Source organism: Mycobacterium sp. MMS18-G62 (assembly GCF_053877835.1).
In genome coordinates, this window is the sequence record NZ_CM132662.1 from 123,028 (window position 1) to 148,939 (window position 25,912).

Consider the following 25,912-nt stretch of genomic DNA (forward strand, 5'->3'; position numbering starts at 1 on the left):
CCGGAAGCGGGTTCTACGGTGATCGAGGCGCGCCGGTGGCAGACTCAAATCGCCTGAGCCGCAAGCTGTTGCTCACCACGAATATCGACGAAAAGGCCATCGCCGCACCGGCAAGCATCGGGTTCAGCAGCCCCGCTGCCGCCAACGGCAATGCGGCGACGTTGTAGGCGAACGCCCAGAAGAGATTGCCCTTGATCGTCGCCAATGTCTTGCGGGAGAGCCGGATGGCGTCGGGTACGGCGCGTAGATCGCCGCGCACCAGCGTCAGATCGCTGGCTTCGATCGCGACATCGGTGCCCGTACCCATCGCCAGCCCGAGATCGGCCTGTGCCAGCGCGGCGGCGTCGTTGATCCCATCACCGACCATGGCCACAACCCTGCCCTCGGCCTGCAACCGCTTCACCGTTTCGACCTTGTCCTGCGGCAACACTTCGGCGATCACGCTGTCAATGCCGACCTCGGCGGCGATCGTCCGCGCCGCCGCCGCGTTGTCACCGGTGAGCATGATCGGCGTCAACCCCAGCTCTCGCATCCGCCGAATTGCTTCCGCCGACGTTGGTTTGACGGCATCGGCGACGACGAGCACGGCGCGGGCCTTGCCATCCCAGCCGACCGCGACGACGGTTTTGCCCTCCGATTCAGCCTGAAGGGTCAGCTCCACGAGCCCCTCCGGCAGATGCTGGGACCAGTCGGCGAGGAACCGCTGCCGGCCCACGACGACGGCGTGGCCGTCGACGATGCCATGTACGCCCAGTCCCTCGACGTTCGCGAAGTCTTCGACAGCGGGCAAGTCGCCGACCTTCTCACGGGCGCCCTTCGCGATGGCTCTGGCGATGGGATGCTCGGAGGAATCCTCCAGCGCGCCAGCCAGTCTCAGCACCTCGTCCGGCCGTTCGCCGTCCGCGGTGATTACATCGAGCAACGTCATGGTGCCGGTGGTGACGGTGCCGGTCTTATCGAGCACGATCGTGTCGATTCGCCGCGTCGACTCCAACACCTCGGGTCCCTTGATCAAAATGCCGAGCTGAGCGCCGCGACCGGTGCCAACCATCAGAGCGGTCGGCGTGGCCAGCCCGAGCGCGCACGGGCAAGCGATGATCAGCACGGCCACGGCCGCAGTCAATGCGGCCGAGGCCGATTCGCCTGTGCCGAGCCAGAATCCCAGCGTCGCCACCGCGAGCGCGATGACGATGGGCACGAAGATCCCGGAGATCTTGTCGGCCAGCCGTTGCGCCTGCGCCTTGCCGGCCTGCGCCTCCTCGACGAGCCTGGCCATCTGTGCGAGCTGCGTGTCAGAACCGATCCGGTTGGCGCGCACCACAAGTCGTCCACCGACGTTGACGGTGGCTCCGACAACCTGGTCGTCGGGACCCACCTCTACCGGCACGGACTCCCCCGTCAGCATCGACGCGTCCACCGCCGAACTGCCCTCGATCACGACGCCGTCGGTGGCGATCTTCTCACCGGGACGAACCACGAACTCGTCGCCGACGCTCAGTTTCTCGATCGGAATCCGCTGTTCCACACCGTTTCTGCGAACCGCAACGTCCTTGGCACCCAGTTCGAGAAGCGCTCGCAGTGCTGCGCCCGCGCGACGCTTGGCGCGGGCCTCGAAGAACCTGCCGGCCAGGATGAAGGTCGTGACACCGGCAGCGACCTCGAAGTAGATGTTGGCGGTGCCGTCGGTTCGGGCGATCGTCAGCTCGAACGGGTGCCTCATTCCTGGCATTCCGGCGGTGCCCCAGAACAATGCGTAGACGGACCAGCTGAAGGCGGCGATCGTGCCCATCGAGATCAGCGTGTCCATAGTGGCTGCGCCGTGCCGCAGGTTGGTCCACGCGGCTTGGTGGAAAGGCCACGCACCCCACACAACGACGGGCGCCGCAAGCGTGAGAGATAGCCACTGCCAATTGGTGAATTGCAGCGCCGGGATCATCGCCATCGCGATCACCGGAACGGTTAATGCCAAGGAAATCAGCAGTCGCCGCCGCACCGACGCGGTGGGATCCTCTTCGACTGGCCGGCCTGGCGCGTCAGGAGTGTCAGGCTTGGGCAGCTCAGCGGTGTACCCGGCTTGTTCGACCATCTCCACGAGCTCGTTCGGAGAGACGTCTCCGACGTAGTCGACGCTGGCCTTCTCAGTTGCGAAGTTGACGGTTGCGGTGACCCCGTCGATCTTGTTGAGCTTCTTTTCGATTCGGGCGGCGCAGGATGCGCACGTCATTCCGCCAATCTGCAGCTCGACGTGGCCGGTGGCGGGGTTCATGGTGCGCTCCTTTCTTCGATTCCGGGTCAGTTTCAGCTGGCCAGCTCGTAGCCAGCTTCTTCAACGGCGCCCTTGACTGCTTGGGCCTCGACGTGTTGCTCGCTGTCGATGGTGACCTTCCCGCTGGCCAGGTCGACGTCAACAGCGGTGACGCCGGGAATGCTCCCGATCTCTTCGCGCACCGATGTGGCGCAATGACCGCAGGTCATTCCAGCGACCGTGACGGTGACTGTGTTCATACCGCTCCCTTCTCGCGACGATCAGTTCCCGTCCAACTATACCCCCGTAGGGTATGCAGGTGGCGAAGATTGTGCGTCGGATCACATACCCTAGCAGGGTATGGTATGCGGCAGCGGTTGGAACAACAGGTCGATACGTGCCCGATAGTTCGACAAGAGCTCCGCGGCCCGCTCTATCACGCTATGCCTGGTGATATGCGCCGCTGCGGCGCGGTCGGCGCACGACGAAGGGACTTTAGTCCATCGCAATTGTGACCTCCGTTCTACGTAGCAGCTACGTAGGTCCGTTGGTCTCGTCGCGTCGGTGACGCATCGTTGATCTGACACTGAGCGAGGGAGAGATCAATGAAGCGTCAGTACATGCCCTGGTACGCGGCCGCTCTGGCCGCAGCCGTTATCGGTGCGGTGGCCGTTGGTGTGCCGGCATCGACGATTCTGCTGGTGCTCGTCGTACTCGCCTGCCCGGCAATGATGATGTTCATGATGGGCGGAATGGGTGGAGGTCACGGCGACGGCTCTGATCGTGGGTCAGCCGATACCGGCGAGCACCGCGACCCAGCCGACCGGTCCTAGCCCATCCGCGAGGAGGCCGGTCGTGAACAAGATAGTGAGCGCAGCAGCAGTCACGAGGGCACCGATGGTCGAGGCTGGCTCAACGCCGGTGCTGATGGCCGAGGGCATTGAGAAGTCATTTCACCGGGGCATCTGGCCGATGTCACACCGCCAACAGGTGCTGCGTGGCGTCGATCTCACCTTGAAGCCGGGCGAGGTCGTCGGACTTGTCGGTGAAAACGGTTCTGGCAAGTCAACCATCATGAAGATCCTGGTCGGCGAGATAGCTGCAGACGCAGGCACTGTGACCCGATCCGGCGTGCTGGGTTACTGCCCACAACAGCCGGTCGTCTATGAACGCCTGACGTGCGACGAGCACATTGAACTGTTCGCCCGCGCCTATCGCATGACACACGAGGCCGAGCGGCGTGCACGCCGAGATCTTTACGAGGCGTTGGGATTTGAACGATATGCCGGCACTCGTGCGGATCGGCTGTCCGGTGGCACGCTGGCCAAGCTCAACCTCACCCTGGCCATGCTCGCCGATCCGGCAGTGCTGCTGCTGGATGAGCCCTACGCCGGCTTCGATTGGGATACCTATCTGAAGTTCTGGGATCTCGTCGGCCGTCGCCGCGACGACGGACGGTCGGTGCTGATCATCAGCCACTTCGTCGCCGACGAACAGCGCTTCGATCGCATCGTCAAACTCTGCGACGGGCGATTGTGCGAGGGGCAGTGCGACGGGCAAGAAGCACCACAATGACAACGGCGGCCCACGAACAATGGCGGCCCACACTGCTGCTGACTCGCAGTTTCATCACCGACTATGTACGCAACCCGGTGAACCTGATCATGCTGATCTTGGTGCCACTGGTATTCGTGCTCGTCGCGGCCGGATCGATCGCCGACGCGATGGAACTGTTGCGGGGGCGACCCGGCATCGCGACGCAAACCGCCACGGCCGGCTGGGCGGCCGGCTTCCTATCGGGACTGGCAATGTACTTCCAGATCCGCTCGGCGCGAAGGGCAGACAAGCGAATGCAACTCGCCGGTTTACCAGCTGCACGGCTGCTCGCCGCTCGCGCGGGCACGGGTCTGCTCATGGCCGGGCTCGTCTCGGCTGTAGCGCTCGCCGCCTTGGCCGTGCGCACCGGCATCGACAATCCTGTTCGCGTGATCGTCGGCACGCTGATGTTCGCGGTCATCTACCTGGCGATCGGCGCATTGATCGGGGTGGCGGTCGCCAATCCGGTCAACGGTGCTGTGATTATCTTGTTGATCTGGATGATCGACGTCTTCGTCGGACCAGCGGGCAGCGGCGGTGACTATGTGTTCACCCGCTGGTTTCCTACTCATTTCGTCACGTTGTGGATGGTCGACACGCCGTCACACCACGCCGGGCGGCTCGGCGATCTCGGCCTCGCATCGGTATGGATGGTCGGCGCCGTGGCCGTCGCTGGAGCGGTGGTGGCGGCTGGCTCCCGCACCGCGCGACGGCGTCAGCACACGGCCGGCCAGTTGGTGACCGCGCTGCGGTTCGGTCTGGTCGATCTGCGGCGCAACGCCGTGCTGCTGGCGCTCCTAGTGATCGTGCCGGTGGCGTTCGTACTGTTGGCGAAGGTGACCACTCCTGGACGGCCCCTACCGGTGTCGGTCACAGAGAACGGCACCACGTCCAACCAGCCATTCTGGTTTCCTGATGTACATGCCGGAGCGATGGCCCCCATCGGCATCGGGGCATTGGCTGCACTGGTTGGCATGTTCGTGGTACTCGATGCGGCCGGCGGAGACAGACGCCTACGGCTGTCCGGCTACCGCACTGGCGTTGTGCTCGCAGCCCGGTTGGGAGTAGTCGCCGTGGCCGCCGTCGTCATCACCGCGGCGACCATGGCGGTTACGGCGACCGTCTTCGACGCCAAGCAGTGGCCCGGATACATTGGCGCCAACCTACTGATCGCCACCGTCTACGCGCTGATCGGTGTCGTCATCGGGCCGGTGCTGGGCAAGGTCGCGGGGGTGTTCGTCGCATTCTTGATCCCATTCCTCGATCTGGGAATCATTCAAAGCCCGATGCTTCGCCCTGTACCTCAGGAGTGGGCGCAATTTCTGCCTGGATACGGCCTGACGCGGGTGCTGTTCGACACCAGTCTCACGGCGGGCTTCGATGAAACCTGGCCATTACTAACCGGATTCGCGTGGCTCGGTGGGCTACTCGTCGTTGCGGCACTGGTGCTTGCGCGTGGCGGCGAGGTGGGGACCGGACCAGTGCTAGCGTCTCGTCCGTGACGGGAAACGAGGTCGCCCCGCTGCGCATCGGCATCCTGGGCGCAGCACGCATCGCGCCGATGGCGCTCATCAAACCGGCCAAGCGAAACGCCGAGGTCGTGGTTGCTGCGGTGGCCGCACGAGACCCCTCGCGTGCGAAAGCTTTTGCCGCGAAACACGGCATCGCCCGGGTGCACGAAAGCTACCAGGCCCTCGTCGCCGACCCGGAGGTCGACGCGATCTACAACCCGCTGCCGAACAGTCTGCACGGCCGCTGGACGCGAGCCGCGCTGAACGCCGGCAAGCATGTCCTGTGCGAAAAGCCGTTCACCGCCAACGCCGCCGAAGCTCTTGAGGTCTCCGAACTGTCCGCAAAGTCCGGCCGGGTCGTAATGGAGGCGTTTCACTACCGGTACCATCCACTGGCCTTGCGAATTGAGCAGATCATTGCCTCGGGCGAACTGGGGACGCTCGAGCGCGTGGAGGCGACCCTGTGCTACCCGCTGCCCATGTTCTCCGACATCCGTTACAACTATTCGCTCGCCGGCGGCGCCACGATGGACGCCGGATGCTATACGGTCAATATGGCCCGTACATTCGGCGGTAATATTGCCGAAGTTGTTGCGGCGCAAGCGAAACTGCGTGATCGACAGATCGACAGGGCCATGACGGCCGAGTTGCGGTTCACCGGCGGACATACCGGCCGGATTCACTGCTCGATGTGGTCGTCGAATCTCCTGCAGATGAGCGCCAAGGTCGTCGGTGACCGCGGCGAGCTGCGTGTACTCAACCCGGTGATGCCGCAGTTCTTCCACCGCCTTTCGGTCCGGTCAGCCAACGGCACACGCGTTGAGCGTTTCTCGCGGCGAGCGTCGTACGCGTATCAACTCGACGCATTCGCCGCCGCAGTGCTGCGCGGCGAGCCGGTGAAGACGACACCGCAAGACGCGGTCGAGAACATGACCGTCATCGATGCGATCTACCGCGCCGCCGGCCTCCCACTCCGCGAGCCCAGCTGACGGCGCCAGCCGTGCCCGACGCCGAGAATCATCCGCTTGCCGCGGATAGCACTTCGTTGGCCGCGTCGATCGATTCAACAGGCTTTGGCGAGCGGTAGAAGCTCTTTCTGCGTCGTGGCCCCTTGGTGGCGTAGCCCATCTCGACCAACGACACGGCGATGATCTGCTGTAGGGCCATTGGAAAATAAGGGAATTCCAACGACAGGAAATGCTGCACCACCGGGTCGGCGATGCGTTGTCGAACATGCGTGTAGACCTCGTCGACCGTCAGCCCGTCGTGTGTCTCCACGATGTCTCGCAGTACGGCCTGGAAGTGTTTGTGCTCGGCAAGCAGCGTCCCCAGGAAGGCGACGGCCTCGTCCTGGCCGCGATAGACCATGTGGTGGTGTCCGTCGGTCAACAGCTGCACCGTGCCAGCAGCCGCCATGGCTTGGCATTTGCTCAGCAGCGTGCGGGTCACTGCGCCGTCGGAGGCGGGGAACGTCGGGAAGAACGGGAGCGTCAGATCAGCGGTGTGGAGCAGTTGGTGTTCGGGTAGGTAGAAAATCACCTCATCGGGCGTGTGGCCGCCCGCTTGCAGAACCCAGACGTCGTCATCGCCAAGTGCCCAACCTGTCCAGCTGACGTTTCCGATGACCAGCGACCGCTCGGGCAGCGATTCGTAGGTCTGCATGGTTTCCTGCGACGGATGGCTGGCCCCGAATTTCTTCAGATAGAGCGCAAAGACCAATTTCAGTGCCCGATATTCGCCCACCACCGCCTGTACGAGGTCGCGCCCGATACCTAGCGCCCGCCACCGCATTCGGTGTGCCTGGTAGCCGGATGTCAGGTCGTAGTAATCGCTTACCGTCGAGAACTGGGTGGCGAAATACGAGGGCGCGTCCAACAGAGCCAGCCCTGCTTTCGCGATGTAGTGATGGGTCTCCTTGGCCTGCACCGAGCGGATCACATCGTTGTTTCCAACGTGGTCCGCGTGTCCGTGGCTGTTCAACAGGGTGAACGATTGGACTGGGCCCACGTCGCGGAGCACGCTGAGGATGCTTGCCCGGATGGTCGGGCCGGCTCCGCTGTCCAGCAGATAAAGACGATCGCCTTTGCGGTACACGAGCACATTGGGGACATCCGCGGGCATATCACCGACAACGAACCACAGATTATCAGCCAATGACACGATGTCGCCGAGCATCTGACGCACCTCCTGGAAGAGCGCGACCTTCGCGCTCAAAGTTTGGTCTATATGCAATTACGCCCGCCGCAAGGCAATTCCGTAAGGGCATTTGGTCCCTCAATACATGTGGCTTGTCTCTGCAAAGGCGCTGGGCGTTGATACTCGAGAGGGGTCACAGGTCCCCATCCCCGCATCTGTTTCCGTACGGCGTTGCTTATCAACGATATTCGTCCGGGTTGACCACCTTGGCCGCCCCGGATTCCATGCGCCTTCTGACTTGCCAGATATTGGAGCCGACCATATATGTGTTGATCACGGGATCTGGAGTGATCTTCAGGAAGCAGATCCGCGATTCACCACGGCGATAGGACTTCTGATAGCCGTCCAGGATTCGGCGGCCCATCCAGAAGCGCTTGAAGACGTCAGTCCCCTCTTTATCAGTCCAATCAACGATCTCGGCCTGCCCGTGCAGCTGGATAGTCGGCGGTGGGAGAAACCACAACAGCCGCCTCGTCAAAGGCACCACCAGCGAGACACTCGGATTCTGCGCGATATTCCGCGCCTTCAGTAGATGTCTGCGTGTCATAACGTAAATCACCAGATCGCGACCCGGCGCCGACACACCGTAATTCACTCCGGCCGAGTGCGGCACGGCGTGTTCGTCACTCGTCGACAGCACAGCGAAGTTGCGCTTCCGAAGGTGTTTGAGTGTCAGCTCGAAAATCGCGCGTTGTGTCTTCGCCACGTCTCGACCTCCTCGACGTGGGCGTCAGCCGTCGCGCCGTTCATCCGGTCCGGACTGGTGGTCGCACCCTCGGCCACGGTCACCCCCGCGCATCAACAGCATCATCAATGGACATGCCAGCACCAGCAGGGGCACAAGAAGCGCAGACACGGGGACACCGATCGCAGCCGCGCCAAGGATGATCGTGACCAAAGTCAGCGCGTACCAAGGAAAAGACTTGAGACTCATTGGCGTCTACCTCCACACGACTCAGTTCTCACAGTGCACGCTTTGCCTCGCCACTTCCAACGGGACAACGTAAGCGCCCGAGGGTCCGAACGGCCCAATCCGAACTGACCTAAGACCCTCGACTTAGCACCCAATGCTTCACGGCGCCAATGCGTCCGCGGTGTAGAGCCGAGGACCGTACCTCATAGCCGAGACGGCGTTGGTGCTGGTTCCAACGCGGTTGTCGCAGCCGATGCCGACGATCCCGGGCGAGGAAGCTTGAGCCGTTTGAGCATCAACGCGTTGACTGCCACGATGAGGCTAGACCCCGACATGGACAAGGCGGCGATCTCCGGACGCAGCACCAAACCGAACGCGGGCTCGAACACCCCCGCGGCAATCGGCAATGCGATGACATTGTAACCGACTGCCCACCAGAGGTTTTGGCGCATCTTACGCACCGTGCCCCGCCCGATACGCAGCGCGATGGGCACGTCAAGCGGATCCGAACGCATCAACACCACATCGGCGGTTTCGATGGCGACGTCCGTACCGGCACCGATAGCGATGCCCAGGTCAGCCTGCGCCAACGCGGGAGCGTCGTTGACACCGTCGCCGACCATCGCGACCTTCTTGCCTGCGCGCTGCAGTGCGGCGATCTCGGAGGCCTTGTCGCCGGGCAGGACTTCGGCGATCACCGTATCGATACCGAGTTGGGCGGCAATCCGTTTCGCGGTTGCCTCGTTGTCCCCGCTCAGCATCACGACCTGCACGCCAAGCTCGTGTAGCGCGGCGACGGCGTCCGCCGACGTCTCCCTGGCGGCGTCGGCCAATGCAATGACCCCAACCCCACGTCCGTCCACGGCCACCAGTACCGCGGTCCGGCCACTGGAGGCGAGTTCGTCACGCCGTTCCATCAGCGCGCCGAAGTCGACGTTCTCCTCCACCATCAACTTGCGGTTGCCGACAGCCACGCGGCGGCCTTGGACCTCGGCGGTCGCCCCGTGCCCTGGGACATTGCGGAAGTCCTTGATTGGCAATGGTTTTATCCCGCGGTCGGCGGCGTAGCTCACGATTGCGGCCGCGAGCGGATGCTCCGATGCCGATTCGACCGCCGCCACCAAACCGAGAAACTCACCTTCGTCGATGCCGTCGACCACCACATCGGTGACCTCGGGTTCACCTTTGGTCAACGTGCCGGTCTTGTCCATCACCACGGTGTCGATGCGAGCCGAGGTCTCGAGCGCGGTCGCGTTCTTGAAGAGCACACCACGTTTGGCGCCGAGGCCGGTGCCGACCATGATCGCGGTGGGCGTTGCCAATCCGAGCGCGTCGGGGCAGGTGATCACCACGACGGTGATCGCGAACAGCAGCGCCGTCTGAACACCGGCGCCGACGGCCCACCACACCAAGAAGGTGGCCGTCCCGCCGACGAGAGCGACGAGTACCAACCAGAACGCGGCCCGGTCGGCCAGCCGCTGTCCCGGGGCCTTCGAGTTCTGCGCCTCCTGCACCATCTGCACGATCTGGGCCAGGACGGTGTCAGAGCCCACCTTCGTGGCGCGCACCCGCAAAGTGCCGGTCGTGTTGATGGACGCGCCGATTACCGTCGACCCGGAATCCTTTGTCACCGGCAGGCTTTCGCCGGTCACCATCGATTCGTCGACCTCCGAGTGGCCGTCCTCGACGGTGCCGTCCACCGGGATCTTGGCGCCGGGCCGGATCAACAGCAGATCGCCGACTGTCACCTCGGCGGTCGGGATCTCGACGGGTTCGCCGTCGCGCAACACCACCGCCATCGGCGGCGCGAGTTCCAGCAGCGTGCGGATGGCGTCGTTCGCCCCGCCCCGCGCACGCATCTCGAACCAGTGGCCCAGCAGCACGAAGGTCGTCAGGACCGACGCGGCTTCGTAAAAGACTTCGCCCCCGCCGGTGAGCGTCACACCGACGCTGTACAGCCAGCCCGCGCCGACCGCCACGGCGACGAGCACCATCATGTCGAGGGTGCGCGCACGCAGCGCGCGCCACGCCCCGTCGAAAAAGATCCAGGCCGAGTAGAAGACCACCGGAAGGCTCAGCAAGAGCGTGAAGACGTCGTCGCGCAATCCGAACGGTGCCGGCACCGTGAACCCGAACATGTCGCGGCCCATCGGCGACCACAACATGATCGGGATCGACAGCACCAACGCGACGAGGAAGCGGTTGCGCATGTCGCGGACCATGTGATCCATCGACATTCCGGCGTGGCCGCCGTGGCCCATCATTTCCTGCGGCGTCGCAGCGCCGTGGGCCTCGTGCTCGGTGGGCTCAGCCATCGGATCGCACACATGGCTGGGCACCGATTGGCCGGCACAGTGCAGTCCGCAATCGCGCACCCAGTCCGAGAGCTGAGCCACCGACGTCGTGGCCGGGTCGTATGTCACGGTGGCGGTTTGATTGGCCGCGTTCGCCGCGACGGAAACCACCCCGGGACGTCGCAGCAACGTGGCCTCGACGGACGCAGCCGAGGTCGCCCAATGAAGCCCACCAACGTGCAGCACGACGGTGCTGTTGACCATGGCTAGAGCCTCGCGCCGCGTCGTATGGCTCGGCTAGTCATTCGATGAAGATTTCATGAAGCATGGTGGTCGTGTCCGGCGTGTTCGGCATCGGGCGCGCCGCCCATCATCCGCAGCATCGGTATTCCTCCGGTCCGAACGAACCGAATCAGCAACAGCGCGGTGAGGATCAGGAAGGCGATGTTGAGCCACGTCGTGTAGTTCCAGGTGATGCCTTGTTCCATCACCGCCACGTCGCGATGCTCGGGAATGAGTCCCGCAGCGCCGAAGAGGATTTCGACGAGGTAACCGGCTCCGACCATGGTGAGGTAGAAGGTTCCCAAGAGCACGAACATCATCTTGACGCCGTAGTACTTCCGGTAGATGTTCAGGATCGGAATGATCAGCAGGTCGGCATAGATGAATGCGATGACGCCGCCGAAGCTGATGCCGCCGCTCCACAGCACGGCCGCCAGCGGCACGTTGCCGATAGAGCAGACGAAAGACAGGATCGAGACGAGCGGACCGACAATCGGTCCCCACACCGCCGCAAGTATGGGGTGATCGGTGAGAAAGAAGCCCTGCCAGAACGTTTCCGGAACCCAAGCTGCGATGGCGCCCGCGATCAGCAGACCGAGGACGATGTCACGCAGAATCGCGGCCCATTCCATCACGTAGATATGGGAAACGGCGGTGAGTCCTTGCGGAGAAAAGAGTCTGCGCCAGAAGGACCCTTCGGCCGCAACCGACATGTCCATCGCTGCGTGCCCCTCCATGGAACCGGCGACGCCGCGCTCGGCGTGACTGCGCGCTTCCTCGATCAACCTGGACCGCACGAAGATTCGGAACAGCAGCGCGAGCAACACGATCATGATCGGTCCGCCGACGAACTCGGCCGCGGTGAACTGCCAGCCCATCAGCAGCGCAAGAATGATGCCCAGTTCGATGACCATGTTGGTCGAAGCGATCTCGAAAGCCATCGCGGCGGTGAAGTTCGCACCCTTACGAAACAGCGATCGCGCCAGCGCGACCGCCGCATACGAACACGAGGACGACGCCGCGCCGAGGCCAGTTGCGACCGCCAGTGTGCGAGGCCGGTCGTCACCGAGCAGCCGCACGATTGTGGACTTACGCACCACCGCCTGCACCACCGCAGACAGGGCGAAGCCCAGAATCAGGGCCCACAAGATCTCCCATGTCATGGAGCCGGCGATGGCCAGTGCGTGTCCGATCGCCTCCATACGCCCTCCTTACGCCACGTAGGTCAGGCTTGTCATCATTCCCGCTTCCTGGTGGTACGTGTTGTGACAATGAAGCATCCACTCCCCCGGGTTGTCAGCAGTCAACTGCACGGTCAGCTGCTGCATCGGGCGAACGATGACTGTGTCCTTGCGTGGTCCTCTGATGCCACCGGAATTGAGCACCTGAAACGTATGGCCGTGCAGATGAATCGGATGCCACATCATCGACATGTTGTTGAACGTCAGCGTCACCCGCCGGCCCTCGGTAACCGTCAGTGGTTCGGTGTCTGCGAACGGACGCCCGTTGATCATCCAGTTGTAGCTCATCATCCCGCCGGACAGCTGGGCGGACAGTTCAGTGTCCGGCTTGCCGGCACCGAGGTCGACTTCCGGTGTAGCAGTGAACATGTCGACCGTGCCGACCCGCCCGTTGAGTTCGGGTGGACGGTAGGCGGCGTCCGGGGCGGCCCCGGCGGACGCGGAGAGCAACGCCCGCGCCAACGCATTCTTGCCCTCGGCGAGCGCCACCAACGGGAACACGCCGTCCCCCACGGTGACCAACACGTCGTACCGTTCACCCATACCCAGCAGAACCGCATCAACCTCGGTCGGCTCGACGGGATAGCCGTCCGTGTGGGTGACCGTCATGCGGTGCCCGGCGAGCGCCACGCGGAAGGCGGTATCGGAGCCGGCGTTGATGATCCTGATGCGCACCCGCTGCCCCGGCTTGGCGCTGAATGTGTTCGGGGCTGTCGGAATACGCCCATTGATCAGGTAATACGGGTAGTTGACGTCACCGCCGTCACCGCCCAACAGCGTGCTAGCGCTGCCGCCCATGCCCGACATTCCACCCATACCCGGCATTCCGCCCATGCCGGGCATTCCACCTCGGTGCAGGCCGTCGTAGATCTGTTGGGGGGACGAGCCGACGCCGTCGGTCCAATCATCCAATACCACAACCCATTCGGCGTCGTACCTGGCTGGATCGTTGGGATCGTCGACGATGATCGGCAAGTACAGTCCGGTGTCGGCGTCCAGTCCGGTGTGCGGGTGCGCCCAATAGGTGCCAGGGTGTGGCACCGAGAATCGATAAACGAATTCGGTGCCCGGGTCAATGTCCGGGCTGGCCGGTGAGGCGCCGTCCATGTCGTTGCGCAACGCGATGCCGTGCCAATGTATCGACGTCGGGTGGTTCAGCCGGTTCTTGACGGTAACCGCGAGGTCATCGCCCACATTGGCCCGAATCAGCGGACCGGGAACGGCGTCGCCGTAGGCGAATGTGGCCGCCCGCGTACCGCCGAGATCGATGTCGGCTCGTCCGGGGGTGAGTTCCACGGGGACCGTCCGCCCGGTGTGTGGCCTCGCTGCCTCAACGGCGGCGATCCGGTCGTTGGGGATTCGCACGGACTTCTCGGGCGCGCACGCGGCGAGCGCGAAGCCCGCGGCGACGGTGCCGGCGATAAATGTCCGACGGCTGATTCTGGTCGGGCTCGAAGGGATTTCAATCATGATCATCAGTTCTGCGACGGCGGCGAACTCGGGACCCAGCGGGGAACAGCGCGAGTGTTGCGGCAACTGGTATGGCCCAGAAAGCGACCACCACGAAGGCCACAACCAGCCAGCCGATGGTCATCACCGCCGCCTCCTTCCTGTGATATTCAGCGTCCTCCGTGCGTCCGAGACGATCGGTATGGGTTTTGTGAAGATTCGCTCAAGACTGGGGCCTGTTGTGATGAGGCTGGCCCGCAACCGGTTGGCCCCGGGGCACCATGAATGGCATGAAGCGGATCCCTGGTGGTGATTCGGCCGGGTACCGGGCCCTGGTCGTCGACGACGAGGTGCCGCTGGCCAGCGTCGTCGCCAGCTACCTGGAGCGTGAACACTTCGAGGTCAGCGTCGCCCACAACGGTCACGACGCCGTGGCGATGGCGCGGGAGATCGATCCCGACGTCGTGGTGCTCGACCTGGCACTGCCAGGGATCGACGGCTTGGAGGTGTGCAGGCAACTGCGGACCTTCTCCGATGCTTATGTGGTGATGCTGACCGCTCGCGACACCGAGATGGATACCGTCGTCGGCTTGTCGGTCGGCGCTGACGATTATGTGACCAAGCCGTTCAGCCCGCGCGAACTGGTGGCGCGGATTCGCGCGATGTTGCGGCGGCCGCGGACAGCGGCGGCTGACGTCGGCGCCGTGCCCGATCAACCACCGCCACGAGTCTTCGGTGACTTGCGGATCGATGTCGCCAGCCGGGAGGTGTTCATCGATGACGAGCCGATCACGTTGACTCGTACCGAATTCGACGTGCTCGCAGCCCTGTCCGCGAGACCCGGCGTTGTGTTCAGCCGCAGGCAGCTCCTCGATGGCGTATGGGCGGAGTCGTGGGTCGGCAACGAGCACCTCGTCGATGTTCATATCGGGCATTTGCGCCGCAAGCTGGGCGACGATCCCGCTGCTCCGCGCTATGTGATCACGGTGCGCGGCGTTGGATACCGGATGGGGAGCGGGAAATGAGCCGTCCGGGAATCGGCGCGCGACTGTTGCTGGCGCAGACCTTGGTGCTTGTCGCGGGCGCCGCCACGGTATGGATCGTGGCGGCCGTCGTCGGGCCGCCGCTTTTCCGCGAGCACCTCCACCGCGCGGGGGTGCCCGCAATGTCGAGTGAGCAGATGCATGCGGAACAGGCGTATACCTACGCCACGGCGATATCGATCGGGATGGCACTGGCTGTGTCGGCTCTGGCGGCGCTGGTGGTGACGTGGTATTTCAGCAGGCGCGTACAACGCTCGCTGACGGCGGTGTCGTCGGCCGCGGCCGCGGTCGCCGACGGTCATTACGACTCACGCGTTTCGCCGCCGCAGCTCGGCGACGACTTCGATTCCCTGGCAAGGGCGTTCAACCAGATGGCCAGCCGGCTCGAATCGGTGGAGGCCACGCGACGGCGGCTGTTCTCCGACCTGGCCCATGAGATCCGCACACCGGTCTCTGTGCTGGAAGCGTATCTCGAGGCCGTCGAAGACGGCGTGAAAACCCTTGACCGCGAGACCATCACGATGCTGCGCGACCAGACCCGCAGGCTGGTGCGATTCTCGCAGGACCTCTCCGCGCTCGCGCAGGCAGAAGAGAGCCAGGCCTCGATCGCGCCGACGTCCGTTGCACCCGACACCCTGATCGAAACAGCGGTATCCGCGGCGGCAGATCGCTTCGCCGCCAAGGATGTGACACTGATATCCCGGGTCGACGGCGATCTGCCCTCGCTATGGGCGGATCAGCACAGGCTTGGACAAGTATTGGCGAACCTGCTCGACAACGCGTTGCGCCACACGCCATCCGGGGGTCGGGTCATCATCGCGGCGGGCGCTGACGATGGCGCGCTGAGGATCACGGTGACTGACGATGGAGAAGGGATCCCCGCCGAGCACCTCCCGCATGTATTCGATCGCTTCTACCGGGCCGACGCCGCCCGGACTCGCGAACACGGCGGAGCCGGTATCGGTTTGGCGATCGCGAAGGCGATTGTGGAAGCACACGAAGGCCGTATCGCCGTGGACAGCCGGGGCCAGGGGGCCGGGGCGGCATTTACGATCACGCTGCCGGCCCGCCGCGACTAGGCGTCTATAGCGTGGCCAGGATGCCCTTCATCGTCTCGATTTCCTTCTGCTGCGACGTGACGATCGACTGCGCCAGCTCGATGGAGGCGGGATACTGACCGTCCTTGATCTCGTTCTGCCCCATGGTGATTGCGCCTTCGTGGTGAGCAATCATCTGCGTCAGGAACAGCTTGCTGGCTTCGACGCCTTGGGCGTTCTGAAGGGCTGCCATGTCCTGCCCGGACATCATGCCGGTCATACCGGGCGTACCTGAGGTAGTCGGCATGTTGCCGCCCGGCATGTTCCCGTGGCCCGGCATGTCACCGGATGGCATAGGCATGTTGCCCGACGGCATCGGCATGTTGCCCGATGGCGTTGGCATGTTGCCAGAAGGCATTGGCATGTTGCCCGACGGCATTGGCATGCCCCATTGCTTGAGCCAGCCCTGCATCTTCTCGATCTCCGGACCCTGCGCGGCCTTGATCTGGTTGGCCAGCTCGATAACCCGCGGATCGATGCCTTGCTTCGCCAGCACGATGTCGCTCATCTCGATTGCCTGCTGGTGATGGGGAATCATGTGCATCGCGAACATCGCATCGGCCTGGTTGTGCGCCTCACCGCTCGGCGTGGTCGTCGCGCTCGCTGTGGTGGCTGATTGGCTGCTCGCCTGTTCATTCCCCGAGCTATTACTGCAGCCCGCAGCGATGACGAGCGCAGCCAGGGCTGCCGTTCCGGTCACTAGTGTTCGTGTCCACATCACTCTTGCGAGCATCCCGACCGGCTGTGTGACTCGGCTAGCCGTTCAATGAAGATTCGATAAAGCCGACCGCTATGGACCTTCGTCTTCTTCTGGCAGTAGGTATTTCTCGGGGTGGTGGTAGTTGTTGACCCGGGTTTGGCCGGTGTCTAGGTGGGGTGGTGGGATCCATTCGGTGCGGCCGTCTTTTCGTTTTCGGGTGGTCCAGCCGCTGTGTTCGATGAGGCGGTTGTCGCCTGCGCAGGCCAGGGTCGTGGTGTTGATGTTGGTGTGGCCGTTGGCCGCGTTCCAGCCCTCGACGTGGTGGACTTGGCACCAGTAGCCCGGTGCGGTGCAGCCGGGTCGGGTGCAGCCGCGCTCCAGGGCGTGCAGCACGATGCGCTGGCCAGGGGTGGCGAAGCGTTTGGCGCGCCCGCAGTAGAGCTGTTGCCGATCGTGGTTGTCGTACACCACCAGGTAGTGATGCGACTGGGACGCCAGCCGGATCACGTCGCGCATCGGCAGCAGGGTGCCGCCGGCGGTGACACCACATCCGGCTCCGGCTTCGAGGTCTTGCAGGGTGGTGGTGACGATGATGGTGGCCGGCAGGCCGTTGAGATCACCGAGTTTGCCTGAGGCCAGCAGGGCGCGGCCCATCGCTTTGAGGGCGTCGTGGCGGCGCTGACCCGGCGTACGCACATCGCGTCGGACGAGCTCCTGGGAGGGCTCGCCGTCGATGCAGGGGTGTTCGTCGTCGGGGTTGCACATCCCGGGCGCACCCAGTTTGGCCATGATCGGCTCGAGGGTGGCGGCGCATTCGGCATCCAGGAGCCCGTGCACTTCGGTCAGCCCGTCGAGGCCTTGTTTACCGATCGTGAAGAAACGCCGCCGGGCCCGTTCGGCCTCATCGGGTGGGTCACCGTCCTGGTTGAGCAGTAAGGCCAACCGGTCGGCGGCTTGACCGAACTGTTCGGGCCCCACCCCGGCAGCGATATCGGCCAGGTGGGCTTCGGCGGCCTCCCGGGTCGGGTCGTCGATCCGGTTGGGCAGCGTGTGAAAGAACTTCTCGATCTTGGCAAGGTGTTCGGCCCCGATGTCCCCGCGGGCCTGGGAGGCCGCCACGTTGGGCAGTTGTGGTGGCAGCGGCTCACCGGTCATCGCGGTGCGCGGCCCCAACAGCTCGGCACGGTTGATGCGCTGCTTGGCGTCCTTGATGCTGATGCGCAACGCGGTGGCCAACAGGTCGGCGAGGTTTTTGCCGCCCAACGCTTTCGGATCGGCCTCGGCGGCGAGCCGGGCGATGAGCTGATGCTCGCCAGCGGCATGGCGGCGCGAGAGCACTTCGCGGCGGTTCAACAGCGTCAACAATTCGGTATGACTCAAACGGTCGACCGACAACCCGAGCACCTTGTCGAACGCAGCGTCCAGTTCGTCGTAGGCCGCCAACACGGCGTCGCGATCCGAACCCATACATCGAACACTAGTGCGAACCACCGACAAGCCCGGGAGTTATCCACAAGCAAAACCAAAGTGACACAAGTGAATTCACGGCGTGGCGTCTGCACCCCGCGTGACCCGAAACAGCTTCACTTCACCGCTCACGCCTTTTAGACGTCGGGCACCCGCCGGATGCCAATCAAAGTCTCCTGTGCTGCCAACGGCGTCGCGCGTCGACTCGGCGACCAACACCGTGCCGGGGCGAGCGGCACCAGTCACGCGGCTAGCCACGTTGACCGGACTGCCGAACCAGTCGCCCGCGCGGGTGACTGCACACCCCGAGGCGAGGCCGATTCGAAGGCGCGGCAAGTCATTTGCCGCTGCGGCATCGGCCAAATCGAGCATCGCCGACACCAGTGGTGCGGAGTCGAACGACACCAGCATCACCGCATCGCCGATCGATTTGACGAATCGCACCGGAGTGACGGCCACATCGTGGGCCAGTTCGGCCAACAAGCTGGCCACGTGCTCCAACTCCACTGGCGGCAGCGCCTCACCCAGCCGCGTGAACCCGGTGAGGTCGGCGAACGCCACGGTCACCGGCCGCGCACCGGGCAGAGTGCCTGCGGCTCGTTCGGCGGCGGTCACCGCCTCGATCTCGAACGAATGCCGCAGCACCATGCGAATCAGGTCTTCCATCAGCGGACCGACGTTCGGGGCCGCCAGGAGCGCCAACTGTTCGGATCCCGCGGCAAGCTCGATCTCGCTGGCCCCGGGCCGCATGATTGTTTTCAGCGCCGCCTCGCGCATGATCGCTGCGGCATGACCGAGGCTTTCCACGAGCACCCTCATGACGGCAACGGTGTCGTCAGGGCCAATACCCAAGTCCAGGAACATCTTTGCGTGTGCCGCAGCCTCGCCATCCGCCCGTAGCAAGACCGCGGCGTCCGGATCGTCGATCCTCGGCAAGCCGATGGCCCGCTGCAATCGCTGAAGCAGTTCGAGTTCGACACCGGTCGACTCACAGATCTCACGCGCGGACACGAACTCTCCGTCGTCGCCGAGCACCCGGTAGGCGGGCAGCATCAGCGGAGCGGCGACGGACGTGCGAATGTGCTGGATGGAAAACCCGCGCTCGAGCAGCCACTCGATCAGTTGCGCGCGCTCCTCGCGCGCTTCGCCTTCGAGGCCGTCAAGCAGGCCCAATGCCTCAAAATCGGGGTCCGCCACAGCATCAACCCTATTCCTCGTCGGACGGGCGAGCGCGGAAGAGCTTCACCTCGCCCTTTACCCCCTTGAGGTGCCGCGCGCCCGCGAAAGACCAGTCGAAGCCGTTGACTTCCCCAATTGCCTCACGGGTTGCTTCGGAGACGAGCACCGCGCCGGGTCTGGCGACGCCGGTGACACGACTCGCGACATTCACCGGACTTCCGAACCAATCTCCGGCACGGCTGACGGCCTGTCCCGATGCGATCCCGACGCGCAACTGCGGAAAGTCGTCGTACTTCTCGGCGACGGCGAGTAAAGCCAGGGCGACGCGCAGAAGTGCCACGGGATCGGTGCTGACGAACATCACCGCGTCGCCGATTGTCTTGATGAACCGCACAGGCGGCTCGACAACATCGCGGGCGAGATTGGACAGCCGGCTGGCCAACGATTCCAGCTCCTCGGGCGGCACCGCCTCGCCCAACCGGGTGAAGCCGACAAGGTCGGCGAACGCGACCGAAATGTCGCGGGCACCTGGGATCGTGCCTGCGGCTCGCTCGGCGACGTTCACCGCTTCGGTCTCCAGCGAGTGCCTGAGCTGGATCCGCAACACGTCATCGCATAACGGGCCGAGAAGGGGTGAGACCTGACGCACTACGGCCTCGTATGCCTGCGCGAGCTGTAGCTCCGTGGCACCCGGCTGAATGACCGCCTCGAGGACGACCTGACGCATCGCCTCGGCGGTCTGGGCAAGGCCCTGCCCCAGCACGCGGGACACACTGATCACCTGCTCGCGGCTCAAGCCCATATCGATGAAGACCCTCGCGCGTGCTGCGGACTCGCCGTCGACCCGCAGATGAACAAGCGCGTCGGGGTCCTCGGCGCGGGGAAGGCCCATTGCCCGTTCGATCGCTTCGAGGAGTTCGAGGTCGATACCCGTTTCGGCGCAGATCTGGCGCGCGGACACGCGGACGCCGTCGTCGCCGACGATTCGGCCTGCCGGCAGCAGCATCGGTGCGACCGCGCCGCGGATCTGCTCGACGGTGAACCCCTCGCCCAGCAGCCACTCGATCAGCTCGGCCCGCTCGGCGCGCGCCTGGCCCTCCAGACCGTCGAGCAGGCCGGACGCTTCGAGATCGAAGTCTTCGGCCACCGCCTCAACGTATACCGCCGCGAGCGTGCAATATTGAAGTTCGATGACGGAGACGACGCTCTATGGGCTGCCGCCGATCGTCGGCGACGACGCGCACACGCTGATCCTCGGCAACATGCCCAGCGTCATGTCGCTGGCCGCACAGCAGTACTACGCCAATCCACGCAATGCGTTCTGGCGAATCATGGGCGATCTGTTCGGCTTTGACGCCGAGACGCCGTACCCAGAACGCGTGGCGGCGGTTCAAAACCGGCACATCGCCGTGTGGGATGTGCTCAAGTCATGCCGTCGCGCCGGCAGCCTGGATTCCGCAGTGGAGCCGGACAGCATGGTGCCCAACGACTTTCGGAAGCTGTTCGAGGAGCATGTCGACATTCAGCGGGTGGTCTTCAACGGTGCCGCCGCCGAGAAGAACTTCAACCGACTGGTTCGTGTCGCGTCGGATCTGCAGTACCTGAGACTGCCGTCGACCAGCCCGGCGCAGACCATGAGGTATGCGGAAAAGCTGGACGCCTGGCGGGTGGTCGGCGAGCTATGACACCGGTGGGCGCCGCTGCGCCCATGGTCGCGCCTTTTCGATCTGACCGCTCAAGGACAGCAGCGTCGCTTCGTCGAAGGGCCTGCCCACCAGTTGAATTGACGTCGGCAAGCCGTTCACGTCGAATCCCCACGGCACGACGGCCGCCGGCTGGCCGGTCACATTGAACATCGCCTGGAACGGCACCCTGGCGGCGACGAGCATGAGTGTCGACACCGCACCTCGTCGCTGATACTGGCCGATGCGCGACGGACCCGTTGCGGTGCCGGGCGTGATCACCACGTCGACGTCGTCGAAGATCGACTGAATACGATCGGCCACTTCACCTTCCAAGGCGCGAATCGCCGTCATCCGCCGATCGGAAATCAATCCACCGATCCTGGCGAAACCACGCGTACGGGCGTCCAAACGTTCCGGGTGCGGCAGCATCTTCATATCGTCGTAGGCGCCGCGGAAATACCGCGGTAGTGCCTGCGTGAGCACCGCCGACGGAGGATAGTCCGGATCACGCGTGATCACGTCGTGGCCGAGTTCGCGCAGCAGGTCGCCGGCCTCCTCGACCGCGGCGCGCTGCGCCTTGCCGACACGTGCCGTCAACAGCGGAGGCACCTTGGTACTCAACGCAATTCGCAACCGACCCGGTTCACGCGCTGCGGCCGCCACGAACTCGCCGTCGGTCGTCGTGGCGTCTAGGAAGAGTGCGGCATCCTCGACCGTCCTCGCGATCGGACCGTTCACGCTCAAGCCGTTCCACGCGTCGTCGTGTGGCGCCAACGGAACCCTGTCGCGTTGCGGCTTGATGCCAAACAGCCCGCACCATGTCGACGGAATTCGAATCGAGCCCATGCCGTCTGAACCCAACGCAAAGGGCGCCATACCGGCAGCCACCGCCACTGCGCTTCCACCGCTGCTGCCGCCGGGCGTGTAGTCGGTGTTCCACGGATTGCGGGTCGCCCCGAATGTCACCGTCTCGGTGAACGACCAGATCATCAGCTCGGGCACCGCGGTCTTGCCGAGGATGACCGCGCCCGCCTCGCGCAGCCGTCGCACCACCTCGGCGTCGCGTGTGCAGGCGGGTCCGTGCGCGGCGCTTCCATACGTGGTGAACTCGCCGGCGACATCGACGTCGTCCTTGATCGCGATGGGAACACCCAGCAGCGGCAGCCGCTCCCCTTCGTTCAACCGGTCTTGTGCGATGCCCGCCTCCTGCCGCGCGGAGTCGGCGAGCACAACGCGGAACGAGCGCAGTTCACGGTCCAGCCGGGCGATCCGACGCAGGTACAGCTCGAGCAGCTCGGGTGCGGTGATGGCGCCGGCCGCCAGCATGCGGGCCTGCTCGGCGGCGCCGGTGAAGGCGAGATCGCTGCTGTCCACGGCGGCAGCGTATCGGCTCAATGGCCATGTCTGGCGGCGTATTCGCCAGGCGTGCAACCCAACATCGAGCGGAAGTCGTTGATGAAGTGCGCCTGGTCGTACCAACCGAGCCTTACCGCCAGGTCCGCGAAGTCGGCGCCTGGCCGGCTTTCGATCTCCAGCGCGGCCTGCTGCAGCCGATACCGGCAGAGCACCCACTTGACCGGGACGCCGACGTAGCGGCGGAACATCCGCTGTGTGGTGCGCGCGCTCCACGGCGAATGCTCCATCACCTGCTCCACACGATGGAGCCTGTCGTCGTCGCGTATCCGCTCGACCAGCTTGCGCAGAAGTCCATACGTATCGTCGAGCGGAGTATCGGTCGAGATCGCGGATTCCATTGTCTCCATGCATTTCTCGACGTCATGCGGCGCATCCGGCAGCAGCTCGTCTGCGCGTTCGACGCGGCCGGTCAACGATGCGGCGTCGCGGCCGTAGCGGGCGGTGAACCCGCCGGGATGAAAGCGTGCACCGACGACGGCGCCGGTGCCGCGGATCGTCGTGCGAAACACTCGTTCGACGACACCGTGCAACAGCACCGCAGGAAGCGCATGACCGTGGCGCGTGTCGTCGGTTCCCCACTCGTGGGTCAAGTGCACGGCCGGGAACGTGATCACCGTGCTCTCGAAGGGCTCGTCCAAGGCCCAGCGCACCGCCCAGAAATGCTCAACGAACTGCGCGACCGGACCCGTCGGCACCCACCGATCCAGGTCGAACACATCGCCGCTGGTCGCGCGGCCCACCAGGCCGCGCATCGGCGCCGCCGGGCTAGCTGATGCGGATGACGTACGTTCCGTCTTCATCGCGCTCAACCTGTCGGTCAATCGCACTGACCCAGACAGCGGGCTCGCTGGGCGAGCCCACGAATGCGGCCTGTATTCCGCCGCCCGGCCGTAGATACACGCTCCACTCCTCATTCGGCGAGAAGATGCTGACGATCTCTTCGCCGTCCGCGCGGCGGATCGACAGCGTTTGGGCGTTTTGGTCTTGTTCGTCGATCTCCGCTTCGTCCTCGTCCAACACGTCGGGGTCTACGTCGTCGTACATGGGAGTCAGCGTAGCGGCGCGCGGACATGTCGCGTTTTTCCAAGCATCCGCGCAAACCACGTCACGAGACTGGTGGACATGACCGTCAAACCGATTCCGGAGGGCTACACCAGCCTGACCCCATTCATCTGTGTCGACGGCGCAGCTGCGGCGATCGACTTCTACGTCAACGTGTTCGGCGCGAAGCTCGTGGACCGCATGGACGGCCCGAACCGCACCGTCGCGCACGCCGAACTCGACTTCGGCAACGGTCGGCTACAGCTCGGTGACCCCGCCGAGGCCTACCAGATCGCGGCCCCCGATCCGAAGGCGCCTGCCACCCACTCGATCGCCTTCTACTGCCCCGACGTCGACGACGTGGTGGCGCGCGCCGAGTCGGCCGGCGCCACGATCCGCGAGCCTGCGCAGACGTTCGTCACCGGCGACCGATTCGCGTCGATCCTCGACCCGTTCGGCCAGCGCTGGACCGTGATGACCCGCGTCGAGGACGTCTCGCCCGAGGAACGTGACCGCCGCATGGCCGAGTGGGCCAAGGAGAACGTCGGTAACTGAGCCGATACCGTGGCGGGATGTCCTGTGTGTTCTGCGCCATCGTCGCCGACGAGGCCCCGGCCATCCGGATCTACGAAGACGACGACTACCTGGCCATCCTCGACATCCGGCCGTTCACTCGCGGCCACACCCTCGTCCTTCCGAAACGCCATACCGTCGACCTGACCGACACGCCGCCGGACACGGTCGCCGATATGGTGCGCATCGGTCATCGCATTGCCCGCGCCGCGCGCAAGTCGGGGTTGCATGCCGACGGCAACCACGTCGTCATCAACGACGGCAAGGCCGCGGCCCAGAGCGTCTTCCACATCCACCTGCACGTTCTGCCCAGGCAGAACGGCGACAAATTGTCGTTCGCCAAGGGCATGCTGCTGCGACGGGATCCCGACCGCGAAGAGTCCGGCCGGCTGCTGCGCGAGGCCCTGGCGCAACTGGACTCGGCTACGCAAGACTGAGCCACATGACTGGCATGCCCGCATGGGAGAAGTACATCGGCGTTCCGCTGCTGCAACTGCACGACAGGATCTACAAGGGCACGAATGGCCGGATCGGGCACCGCATTCTGCCCGGCACCCCGCCCAACCTGCTGCTGCACACCGTCGGCGCCAAGACCGGTCAGCAGCGCACGAATTCGCTGACCTACGCCAAGGACGGCGACAGCTACCTTGTCGTCGCGTCCAAGGGCGGCGATCCCAAGGCGCCGGGCTGGTATCACAATTTGAAGGCCAATCCGAAGATCGAAATCAATGTTGGCCCAAAGCGATTCGGCGTGACGGCCAAGCCGGTGCTGCCCGACGACCCGGACTATGCGCGGCTATGGCAGATCGTCAACAAGAACAACGCCAACCGTTACGAGAACTACCAGAAGCGAACGTCACGGCCGATTCCGGTCGTGGTGCTGACGCCCGCCTGATTCGCCGAGGTAGTTCGCGGCCCTAGAACAGTTCCTTGGCGAGCAGTTCCAGCGTCGTATCGCGGGCAGGGGCGGTCGCCGGATCGGTGCCGCGGTACGCCGACGCGACGGGATTGACCATCACCTCGTCGACGCCGAACTCATCGGCCAGCGCGCGAATTTGGTCGGCAGCCTCGGTCGGTGAGCCGACGACCGCACGCCGCAGGGCCGATTCGCCGATTGCCTGCGCTTGCGGGCTGAGCTCGATTTCGGCGGCGTCCTCGACCAGATCCAGCGGTCCAAGCGGCTGGCCGGTGCGCAGCCGCGCCATCATCTGCAGGTTCGGCAGGATCAAAGCCATTGCCTCATCGCGTGTTTCGGCCACCGCCGCGTTGACCGTCAGGAATGTGACGGGCTCCGAAGCCAGGTCGCTCGGCCTGAACTCGCGGCGGTAGACGTCCAGCGCCTCCGCGGTGCCCTGGCCCGAGAAATGGTGCGCGAATACGTACGGCAGCCCCTTGGCTGCGGCCAGGTGTGCGGAGTACATCGAGGAGCCGAGCAGCCACAGCCTCGGCTCCGTCACCGCGGCCGGCGTGGCCTTGAGGATGTAGCGCTGGTTCGGAAAAGGCACCCGCACACCGCGGGCGCTCATCAGCGCGACGACGTCATCGAGATACTCGGGGAACGCCTCGATGTCGCGATCGTCGCGGCCGGCCGCACCGCGCAGCGCCAACGACGTGACGGGGTCCGAACCCGGCGCCCGGCCGATACCGAGATCGATGCGCCCCGGGTGCGCCGCCTCCAGCAACGCGAACTGCTCGGCGACCGCGAGTGGCGCATGGTTAGGCAGCATCACCCCGCCAGAACCCAGCCGCAATTGCGATGTCTGCGCGGCCAGATGGGCGATCAGCACCGGCGGGCTGGTGGCAGCGACAGCGGGCATGTTGTGGTGCTCGGCCAGCCAGTATCGGGTATAGCCAAGGCGGTCGGCGGTCTGCGCGAGATGCGTCGTCGCAGCCAACGCGTCCGAGGTCGACTGGTCGGTACGCACGGGAACGAGGTCCAGAACGGATAGCCGCATGGCTGTCACAACACCTCCCTGGCCGCATG

26 protein-coding genes are annotated in these 25,912 nt (G+C 64.6%); 10 read left to right on the forward strand and 16 right to left on the reverse strand.

Features of this window, described 5'->3' with window-relative positions; translation table 11 throughout:
* Positions 1-13 precede the first annotated feature (13 nt).
* Together ACWW36_RS00580 and ACWW36_RS00585 are read right to left on the reverse strand one after the other, a co-directional pair.
* Positions 14-2,266 carry a heavy metal translocating P-type ATPase gene (locus ACWW36_RS00580; RefSeq protein ID WP_456139689.1) on the reverse strand — a complete coding sequence of 751 codons (2,253 nt, stop codon included), beginning with the start codon at positions 2,264-2,266 and terminating at the stop codon, positions 14-16.
* Between the two features lie 32 nt (positions 2,267-2,298).
* Entirely contained in the window at positions 2,299-2,505 is a 207-nt protein-coding gene (locus ACWW36_RS00585; protein WP_456139690.1) for a heavy-metal-associated domain-containing protein, read from the reverse strand.
* 345 nt (positions 2,506-2,850) lie between these two features.
* On the opposite strand from ACWW36_RS00585, the gene ACWW36_RS00590 reads away from it, so the two are divergent.
* The 4 genes from ACWW36_RS00590 (at position 2,851) to ACWW36_RS00605 (ending at position 6,341) form a co-directional block, all read left to right on the forward strand.
* On the forward strand, positions 2,851-3,078 hold the full coding sequence (locus tag ACWW36_RS00590; RefSeq protein WP_456139691.1) for a DUF2933 domain-containing protein: 228 nt from the start codon (positions 2,851-2,853) through the stop codon (positions 3,076-3,078).
* 94 nt (positions 3,079-3,172) lie between these two features.
* Positions 3,173-3,820 (forward strand): ATP-binding cassette domain-containing protein, encoded by a 648-nt coding sequence (locus tag ACWW36_RS00595; protein WP_456142315.1) that lies wholly within the window; start codon positions 3,173-3,175, stop codon positions 3,818-3,820.
* Positions 3,817-5,343 (forward strand): ABC transporter permease, encoded by a 1,527-nt coding sequence (locus ACWW36_RS00600; RefSeq protein ID WP_456139692.1) that lies wholly within the window; start codon positions 3,817-3,819, stop codon positions 5,341-5,343. Before ACWW36_RS00595 ends, ACWW36_RS00600 begins: the two co-directional genes overlap by 4 nt.
* Positions 5,340-6,341, forward strand: a complete 1,002-nt coding sequence (locus ACWW36_RS00605) for a Gfo/Idh/MocA family protein (RefSeq protein WP_456139693.1) — start codon at positions 5,340-5,342, stop codon at positions 6,339-6,341. Before ACWW36_RS00600 ends, ACWW36_RS00605 begins: the two co-directional genes overlap by 4 nt.
* A 28-nt stretch (positions 6,342-6,369) precedes the next feature.
* Here the strand turns inward: ACWW36_RS00605 and ACWW36_RS00610 are convergent, their stop codons facing one another.
* The 6 genes from ACWW36_RS00610 to ACWW36_RS00635 form a co-directional block, all read right to left on the reverse strand.
* Positions 6,370-7,566 carry an MBL fold metallo-hydrolase gene (locus tag ACWW36_RS00610; RefSeq protein WP_456139694.1) on the reverse strand — a complete coding sequence of 399 codons (1,197 nt, stop codon included), beginning with the start codon at positions 7,564-7,566 and terminating at the stop codon, positions 6,370-6,372.
* 160 nt (positions 7,567-7,726) lie between these two features.
* Positions 7,727-8,254 (reverse strand): pyridoxamine 5'-phosphate oxidase family protein, encoded by a 528-nt coding sequence (locus ACWW36_RS00615; protein WP_456139695.1) that lies wholly within the window; start codon positions 8,252-8,254, stop codon positions 7,727-7,729.
* Positions 8,255-8,278: 24 nt separating this feature from the next.
* The gene (locus tag ACWW36_RS00620; RefSeq protein WP_456139696.1) at positions 8,279-8,482 is read right to left on the reverse strand and encodes a DUF2933 domain-containing protein; all 204 of its coding nucleotides are present in this window, start codon (positions 8,480-8,482) and stop codon (positions 8,279-8,281) included.
* A 182-nt stretch (positions 8,483-8,664) separates the two neighbouring features.
* Positions 8,665-11,019, reverse strand: coding sequence for a heavy metal translocating P-type ATPase (locus ACWW36_RS00625; protein WP_456139697.1), 2,355 nt, complete (start codon positions 11,017-11,019; stop codon positions 8,665-8,667).
* 53 nt (positions 11,020-11,072) lie between these two features.
* Complete coding sequence (locus ACWW36_RS00630) at positions 11,073-12,239, reverse strand: permease (protein ID WP_456139698.1); 1,167 nt, start codon at positions 12,237-12,239, stop codon at positions 11,073-11,075.
* A gap of 9 nt (positions 12,240-12,248) precedes the next feature.
* A complete protein-coding gene (locus ACWW36_RS00635; RefSeq protein WP_456139699.1) occupies positions 12,249-13,748 on the reverse strand; it encodes a multicopper oxidase family protein in 1,500 nt (499 codons plus the stop codon).
* Between the two features lie 269 nt (positions 13,749-14,017).
* Here ACWW36_RS00635 and ACWW36_RS00640 point away from each other — a divergent pair, with 269 nt between their 5' ends.
* Positions 14,018-14,752 carry a response regulator gene (locus tag ACWW36_RS00640; RefSeq protein ID WP_456139700.1) on the forward strand — a complete coding sequence of 245 codons (735 nt, stop codon included), beginning with the start codon at positions 14,018-14,020 and terminating at the stop codon, positions 14,750-14,752.
* Positions 14,749-15,849: a HAMP domain-containing sensor histidine kinase gene (locus tag ACWW36_RS00645; protein WP_456139701.1), complete on the forward strand. Its 1,101-nt coding sequence runs from the start codon at positions 14,749-14,751 to the stop codon at positions 15,847-15,849. The genes ACWW36_RS00640 and ACWW36_RS00645 overlap by 4 nt, the downstream gene beginning before the upstream one ends.
* 4 nt (positions 15,850-15,853) lie before the next feature.
* Here ACWW36_RS00645 and ACWW36_RS00650 read toward each other — a convergent pair whose 3' ends face one another.
* The 4 genes from ACWW36_RS00650 to ACWW36_RS00665 form a co-directional block, all read right to left on the reverse strand.
* Positions 15,854-16,585, reverse strand: a complete 732-nt coding sequence (locus ACWW36_RS00650) for a DUF305 domain-containing protein (protein ID WP_456142316.1) — start codon at positions 16,583-16,585, stop codon at positions 15,854-15,856.
* A gap of 72 nt (positions 16,586-16,657) precedes the next feature.
* Positions 16,658-18,034 (reverse strand): 13E12 repeat family protein, encoded by a 1,377-nt coding sequence (locus tag ACWW36_RS00655; RefSeq protein WP_456139702.1) that lies wholly within the window; start codon positions 18,032-18,034, stop codon positions 16,658-16,660.
* 75 nt (positions 18,035-18,109) lie between these two features.
* Entirely contained in the window at positions 18,110-19,231 is a 1,122-nt protein-coding gene (locus ACWW36_RS00660) for an adenylate cyclase regulatory domain-containing protein (protein WP_456139703.1), read from the reverse strand.
* Between the two features lie 10 nt (positions 19,232-19,241).
* Positions 19,242-20,360, reverse strand: a complete 1,119-nt coding sequence (locus tag ACWW36_RS00665) for an adenylate cyclase regulatory domain-containing protein (RefSeq protein ID WP_456139704.1) — start codon at positions 20,358-20,360, stop codon at positions 19,242-19,244.
* A gap of 43 nt (positions 20,361-20,403) precedes the next feature.
* Here ACWW36_RS00665 and ACWW36_RS00670 point away from each other — a divergent pair, with 43 nt between their 5' ends.
* Positions 20,404-20,898, forward strand: a complete 495-nt coding sequence (locus ACWW36_RS00670; protein WP_456139705.1) for a DNA-deoxyinosine glycosylase — start codon at positions 20,404-20,406, stop codon at positions 20,896-20,898.
* Here ACWW36_RS00670 and ACWW36_RS00675 read toward each other — a convergent pair.
* Genes ACWW36_RS00675 through ACWW36_RS00685 form a run of 3 tightly spaced genes read right to left on the reverse strand, consistent with a single transcriptional unit; the run spans position 20,893 to position 23,358 of the window.
* Positions 20,893-22,272: an amidase gene (locus ACWW36_RS00675; protein ID WP_456139706.1), complete on the reverse strand. Its 1,380-nt coding sequence runs from the start codon at positions 22,270-22,272 to the stop codon at positions 20,893-20,895. The genes ACWW36_RS00670 and ACWW36_RS00675 overlap by 6 nt on opposite strands.
* Before the next feature lie 17 nt (positions 22,273-22,289).
* Positions 22,290-23,114 (reverse strand): AraC family transcriptional regulator, encoded by an 825-nt coding sequence (locus ACWW36_RS00680; RefSeq protein ID WP_456139707.1) that lies wholly within the window; start codon positions 23,112-23,114, stop codon positions 22,290-22,292.
* Positions 23,080-23,358 (reverse strand): hypothetical protein, encoded by a 279-nt coding sequence (locus ACWW36_RS00685; RefSeq protein WP_456139708.1) that lies wholly within the window; start codon positions 23,356-23,358, stop codon positions 23,080-23,082. The genes ACWW36_RS00680 and ACWW36_RS00685 overlap by 35 nt, the downstream gene beginning before the upstream one ends.
* Positions 23,359-23,436: 78 nt before the next feature.
* On the opposite strand from ACWW36_RS00685, the gene ACWW36_RS00690 reads away from it, so the two are divergent.
* From ACWW36_RS00690 to ACWW36_RS00700, 3 genes are read left to right on the forward strand one after another with little or no spacing between them, the layout of a single operon-like run.
* Positions 23,437-23,910, forward strand: coding sequence for a VOC family protein (locus tag ACWW36_RS00690; protein ID WP_456139709.1), 474 nt, complete (start codon positions 23,437-23,439; stop codon positions 23,908-23,910).
* A gap of 17 nt (positions 23,911-23,927) precedes the next feature.
* On the forward strand, positions 23,928-24,365 hold the full coding sequence (locus tag ACWW36_RS00695; RefSeq protein ID WP_456139710.1) for an HIT family protein: 438 nt from the start codon (positions 23,928-23,930) through the stop codon (positions 24,363-24,365).
* Between the two features lie 5 nt (positions 24,366-24,370).
* The gene (locus ACWW36_RS00700) at positions 24,371-24,823 is read left to right on the forward strand and encodes a nitroreductase family deazaflavin-dependent oxidoreductase (RefSeq protein WP_456139711.1); all 453 of its coding nucleotides are present in this window, start codon (positions 24,371-24,373) and stop codon (positions 24,821-24,823) included.
* A 22-nt stretch (positions 24,824-24,845) separates the two neighbouring features.
* Here the strand turns inward: ACWW36_RS00700 and ACWW36_RS00705 are convergent, their stop codons facing one another.
* Positions 24,846-25,883, reverse strand: coding sequence for an LLM class flavin-dependent oxidoreductase (locus ACWW36_RS00705; protein WP_456142317.1), 1,038 nt, complete (start codon positions 25,881-25,883; stop codon positions 24,846-24,848).
* Positions 25,884-25,912 lie beyond the last annotated feature (29 nt).

Excerpts from the sequence above, each read along its gene's own strand:
- ACWW36_RS00580 (WP_456139689.1), bottom strand. The coding sequence starts at position 2,266 with ATGAACCCCGCCACCGGCCACGTCGAGCTGCAGATTGGCGGAATGACG.
- ACWW36_RS00585 (WP_456139690.1), bottom strand. The coding sequence starts at position 2,505 with ATGAACACAGTCACCGTCACGGTCGCTGGAATGACCTGCGGTCATTGC.
- ACWW36_RS00590 (WP_456139691.1), top strand. The coding sequence starts at position 2,851 with ATGAAGCGTCAGTACATGCCCTGGTACGCGGCCGCTCTGGCCGCAGCC.
- ACWW36_RS00595 (WP_456142315.1), top strand. The coding sequence starts at position 3,173 with ATGGCCGAGGGCATTGAGAAGTCATTTCACCGGGGCATCTGGCCGATG.
- ACWW36_RS00600 (WP_456139692.1), top strand. The coding sequence starts at position 3,817 with ATGACAACGGCGGCCCACGAACAATGGCGGCCCACACTGCTGCTGACT.
- ACWW36_RS00620 (WP_456139696.1), bottom strand. The coding sequence starts at position 8,482 with ATGAGTCTCAAGTCTTTTCCTTGGTACGCGCTGACTTTGGTCACGATC.
- ACWW36_RS00625 (WP_456139697.1), bottom strand. The coding sequence starts at position 11,019 with ATGGTCAACAGCACCGTCGTGCTGCACGTTGGTGGGCTTCATTGGGCG.
- ACWW36_RS00630 (WP_456139698.1), bottom strand. The coding sequence starts at position 12,239 with ATGGAGGCGATCGGACACGCACTGGCCATCGCCGGCTCCATGACATGG.
- ACWW36_RS00635 (WP_456139699.1), bottom strand. The coding sequence starts at position 13,748 with ATGATTGAAATCCCTTCGAGCCCGACCAGAATCAGCCGTCGGACATTT.
- ACWW36_RS00640 (WP_456139700.1), top strand. The coding sequence starts at position 14,018 with ATGAAGCGGATCCCTGGTGGTGATTCGGCCGGGTACCGGGCCCTGGTC.
- ACWW36_RS00645 (WP_456139701.1), top strand. The coding sequence starts at position 14,749 with ATGAGCCGTCCGGGAATCGGCGCGCGACTGTTGCTGGCGCAGACCTTG.
- ACWW36_RS00650 (WP_456142316.1), bottom strand. The coding sequence starts at position 16,585 with ATGTGGACACGAACACTAGTGACCGGAACGGCAGCCCTGGCTGCGCTC.
- ACWW36_RS00655 (WP_456139702.1), bottom strand. The coding sequence starts at position 18,034 with ATGGGTTCGGATCGCGACGCCGTGTTGGCGGCCTACGACGAACTGGAC.
- ACWW36_RS00670 (WP_456139705.1), top strand. The coding sequence starts at position 20,404 with ATGACGGAGACGACGCTCTATGGGCTGCCGCCGATCGTCGGCGACGAC.
- ACWW36_RS00680 (WP_456139707.1), bottom strand. The coding sequence starts at position 23,114 with ATGAAGACGGAACGTACGTCATCCGCATCAGCTAGCCCGGCGGCGCCG.
- ACWW36_RS00685 (WP_456139708.1), bottom strand. The coding sequence starts at position 23,358 with ATGTACGACGACGTAGACCCCGACGTGTTGGACGAGGACGAAGCGGAG.
- ACWW36_RS00690 (WP_456139709.1), top strand. The coding sequence starts at position 23,437 with ATGACCGTCAAACCGATTCCGGAGGGCTACACCAGCCTGACCCCATTC.
- ACWW36_RS00695 (WP_456139710.1), top strand. The coding sequence starts at position 23,928 with ATGTCCTGTGTGTTCTGCGCCATCGTCGCCGACGAGGCCCCGGCCATC.
- ACWW36_RS00700 (WP_456139711.1), top strand. The coding sequence starts at position 24,371 with ATGACTGGCATGCCCGCATGGGAGAAGTACATCGGCGTTCCGCTGCTG.
- ACWW36_RS00705 (WP_456142317.1), bottom strand. The coding sequence starts at position 25,883 with ATGCGGCTATCCGTTCTGGACCTCGTTCCCGTGCGTACCGACCAGTCG.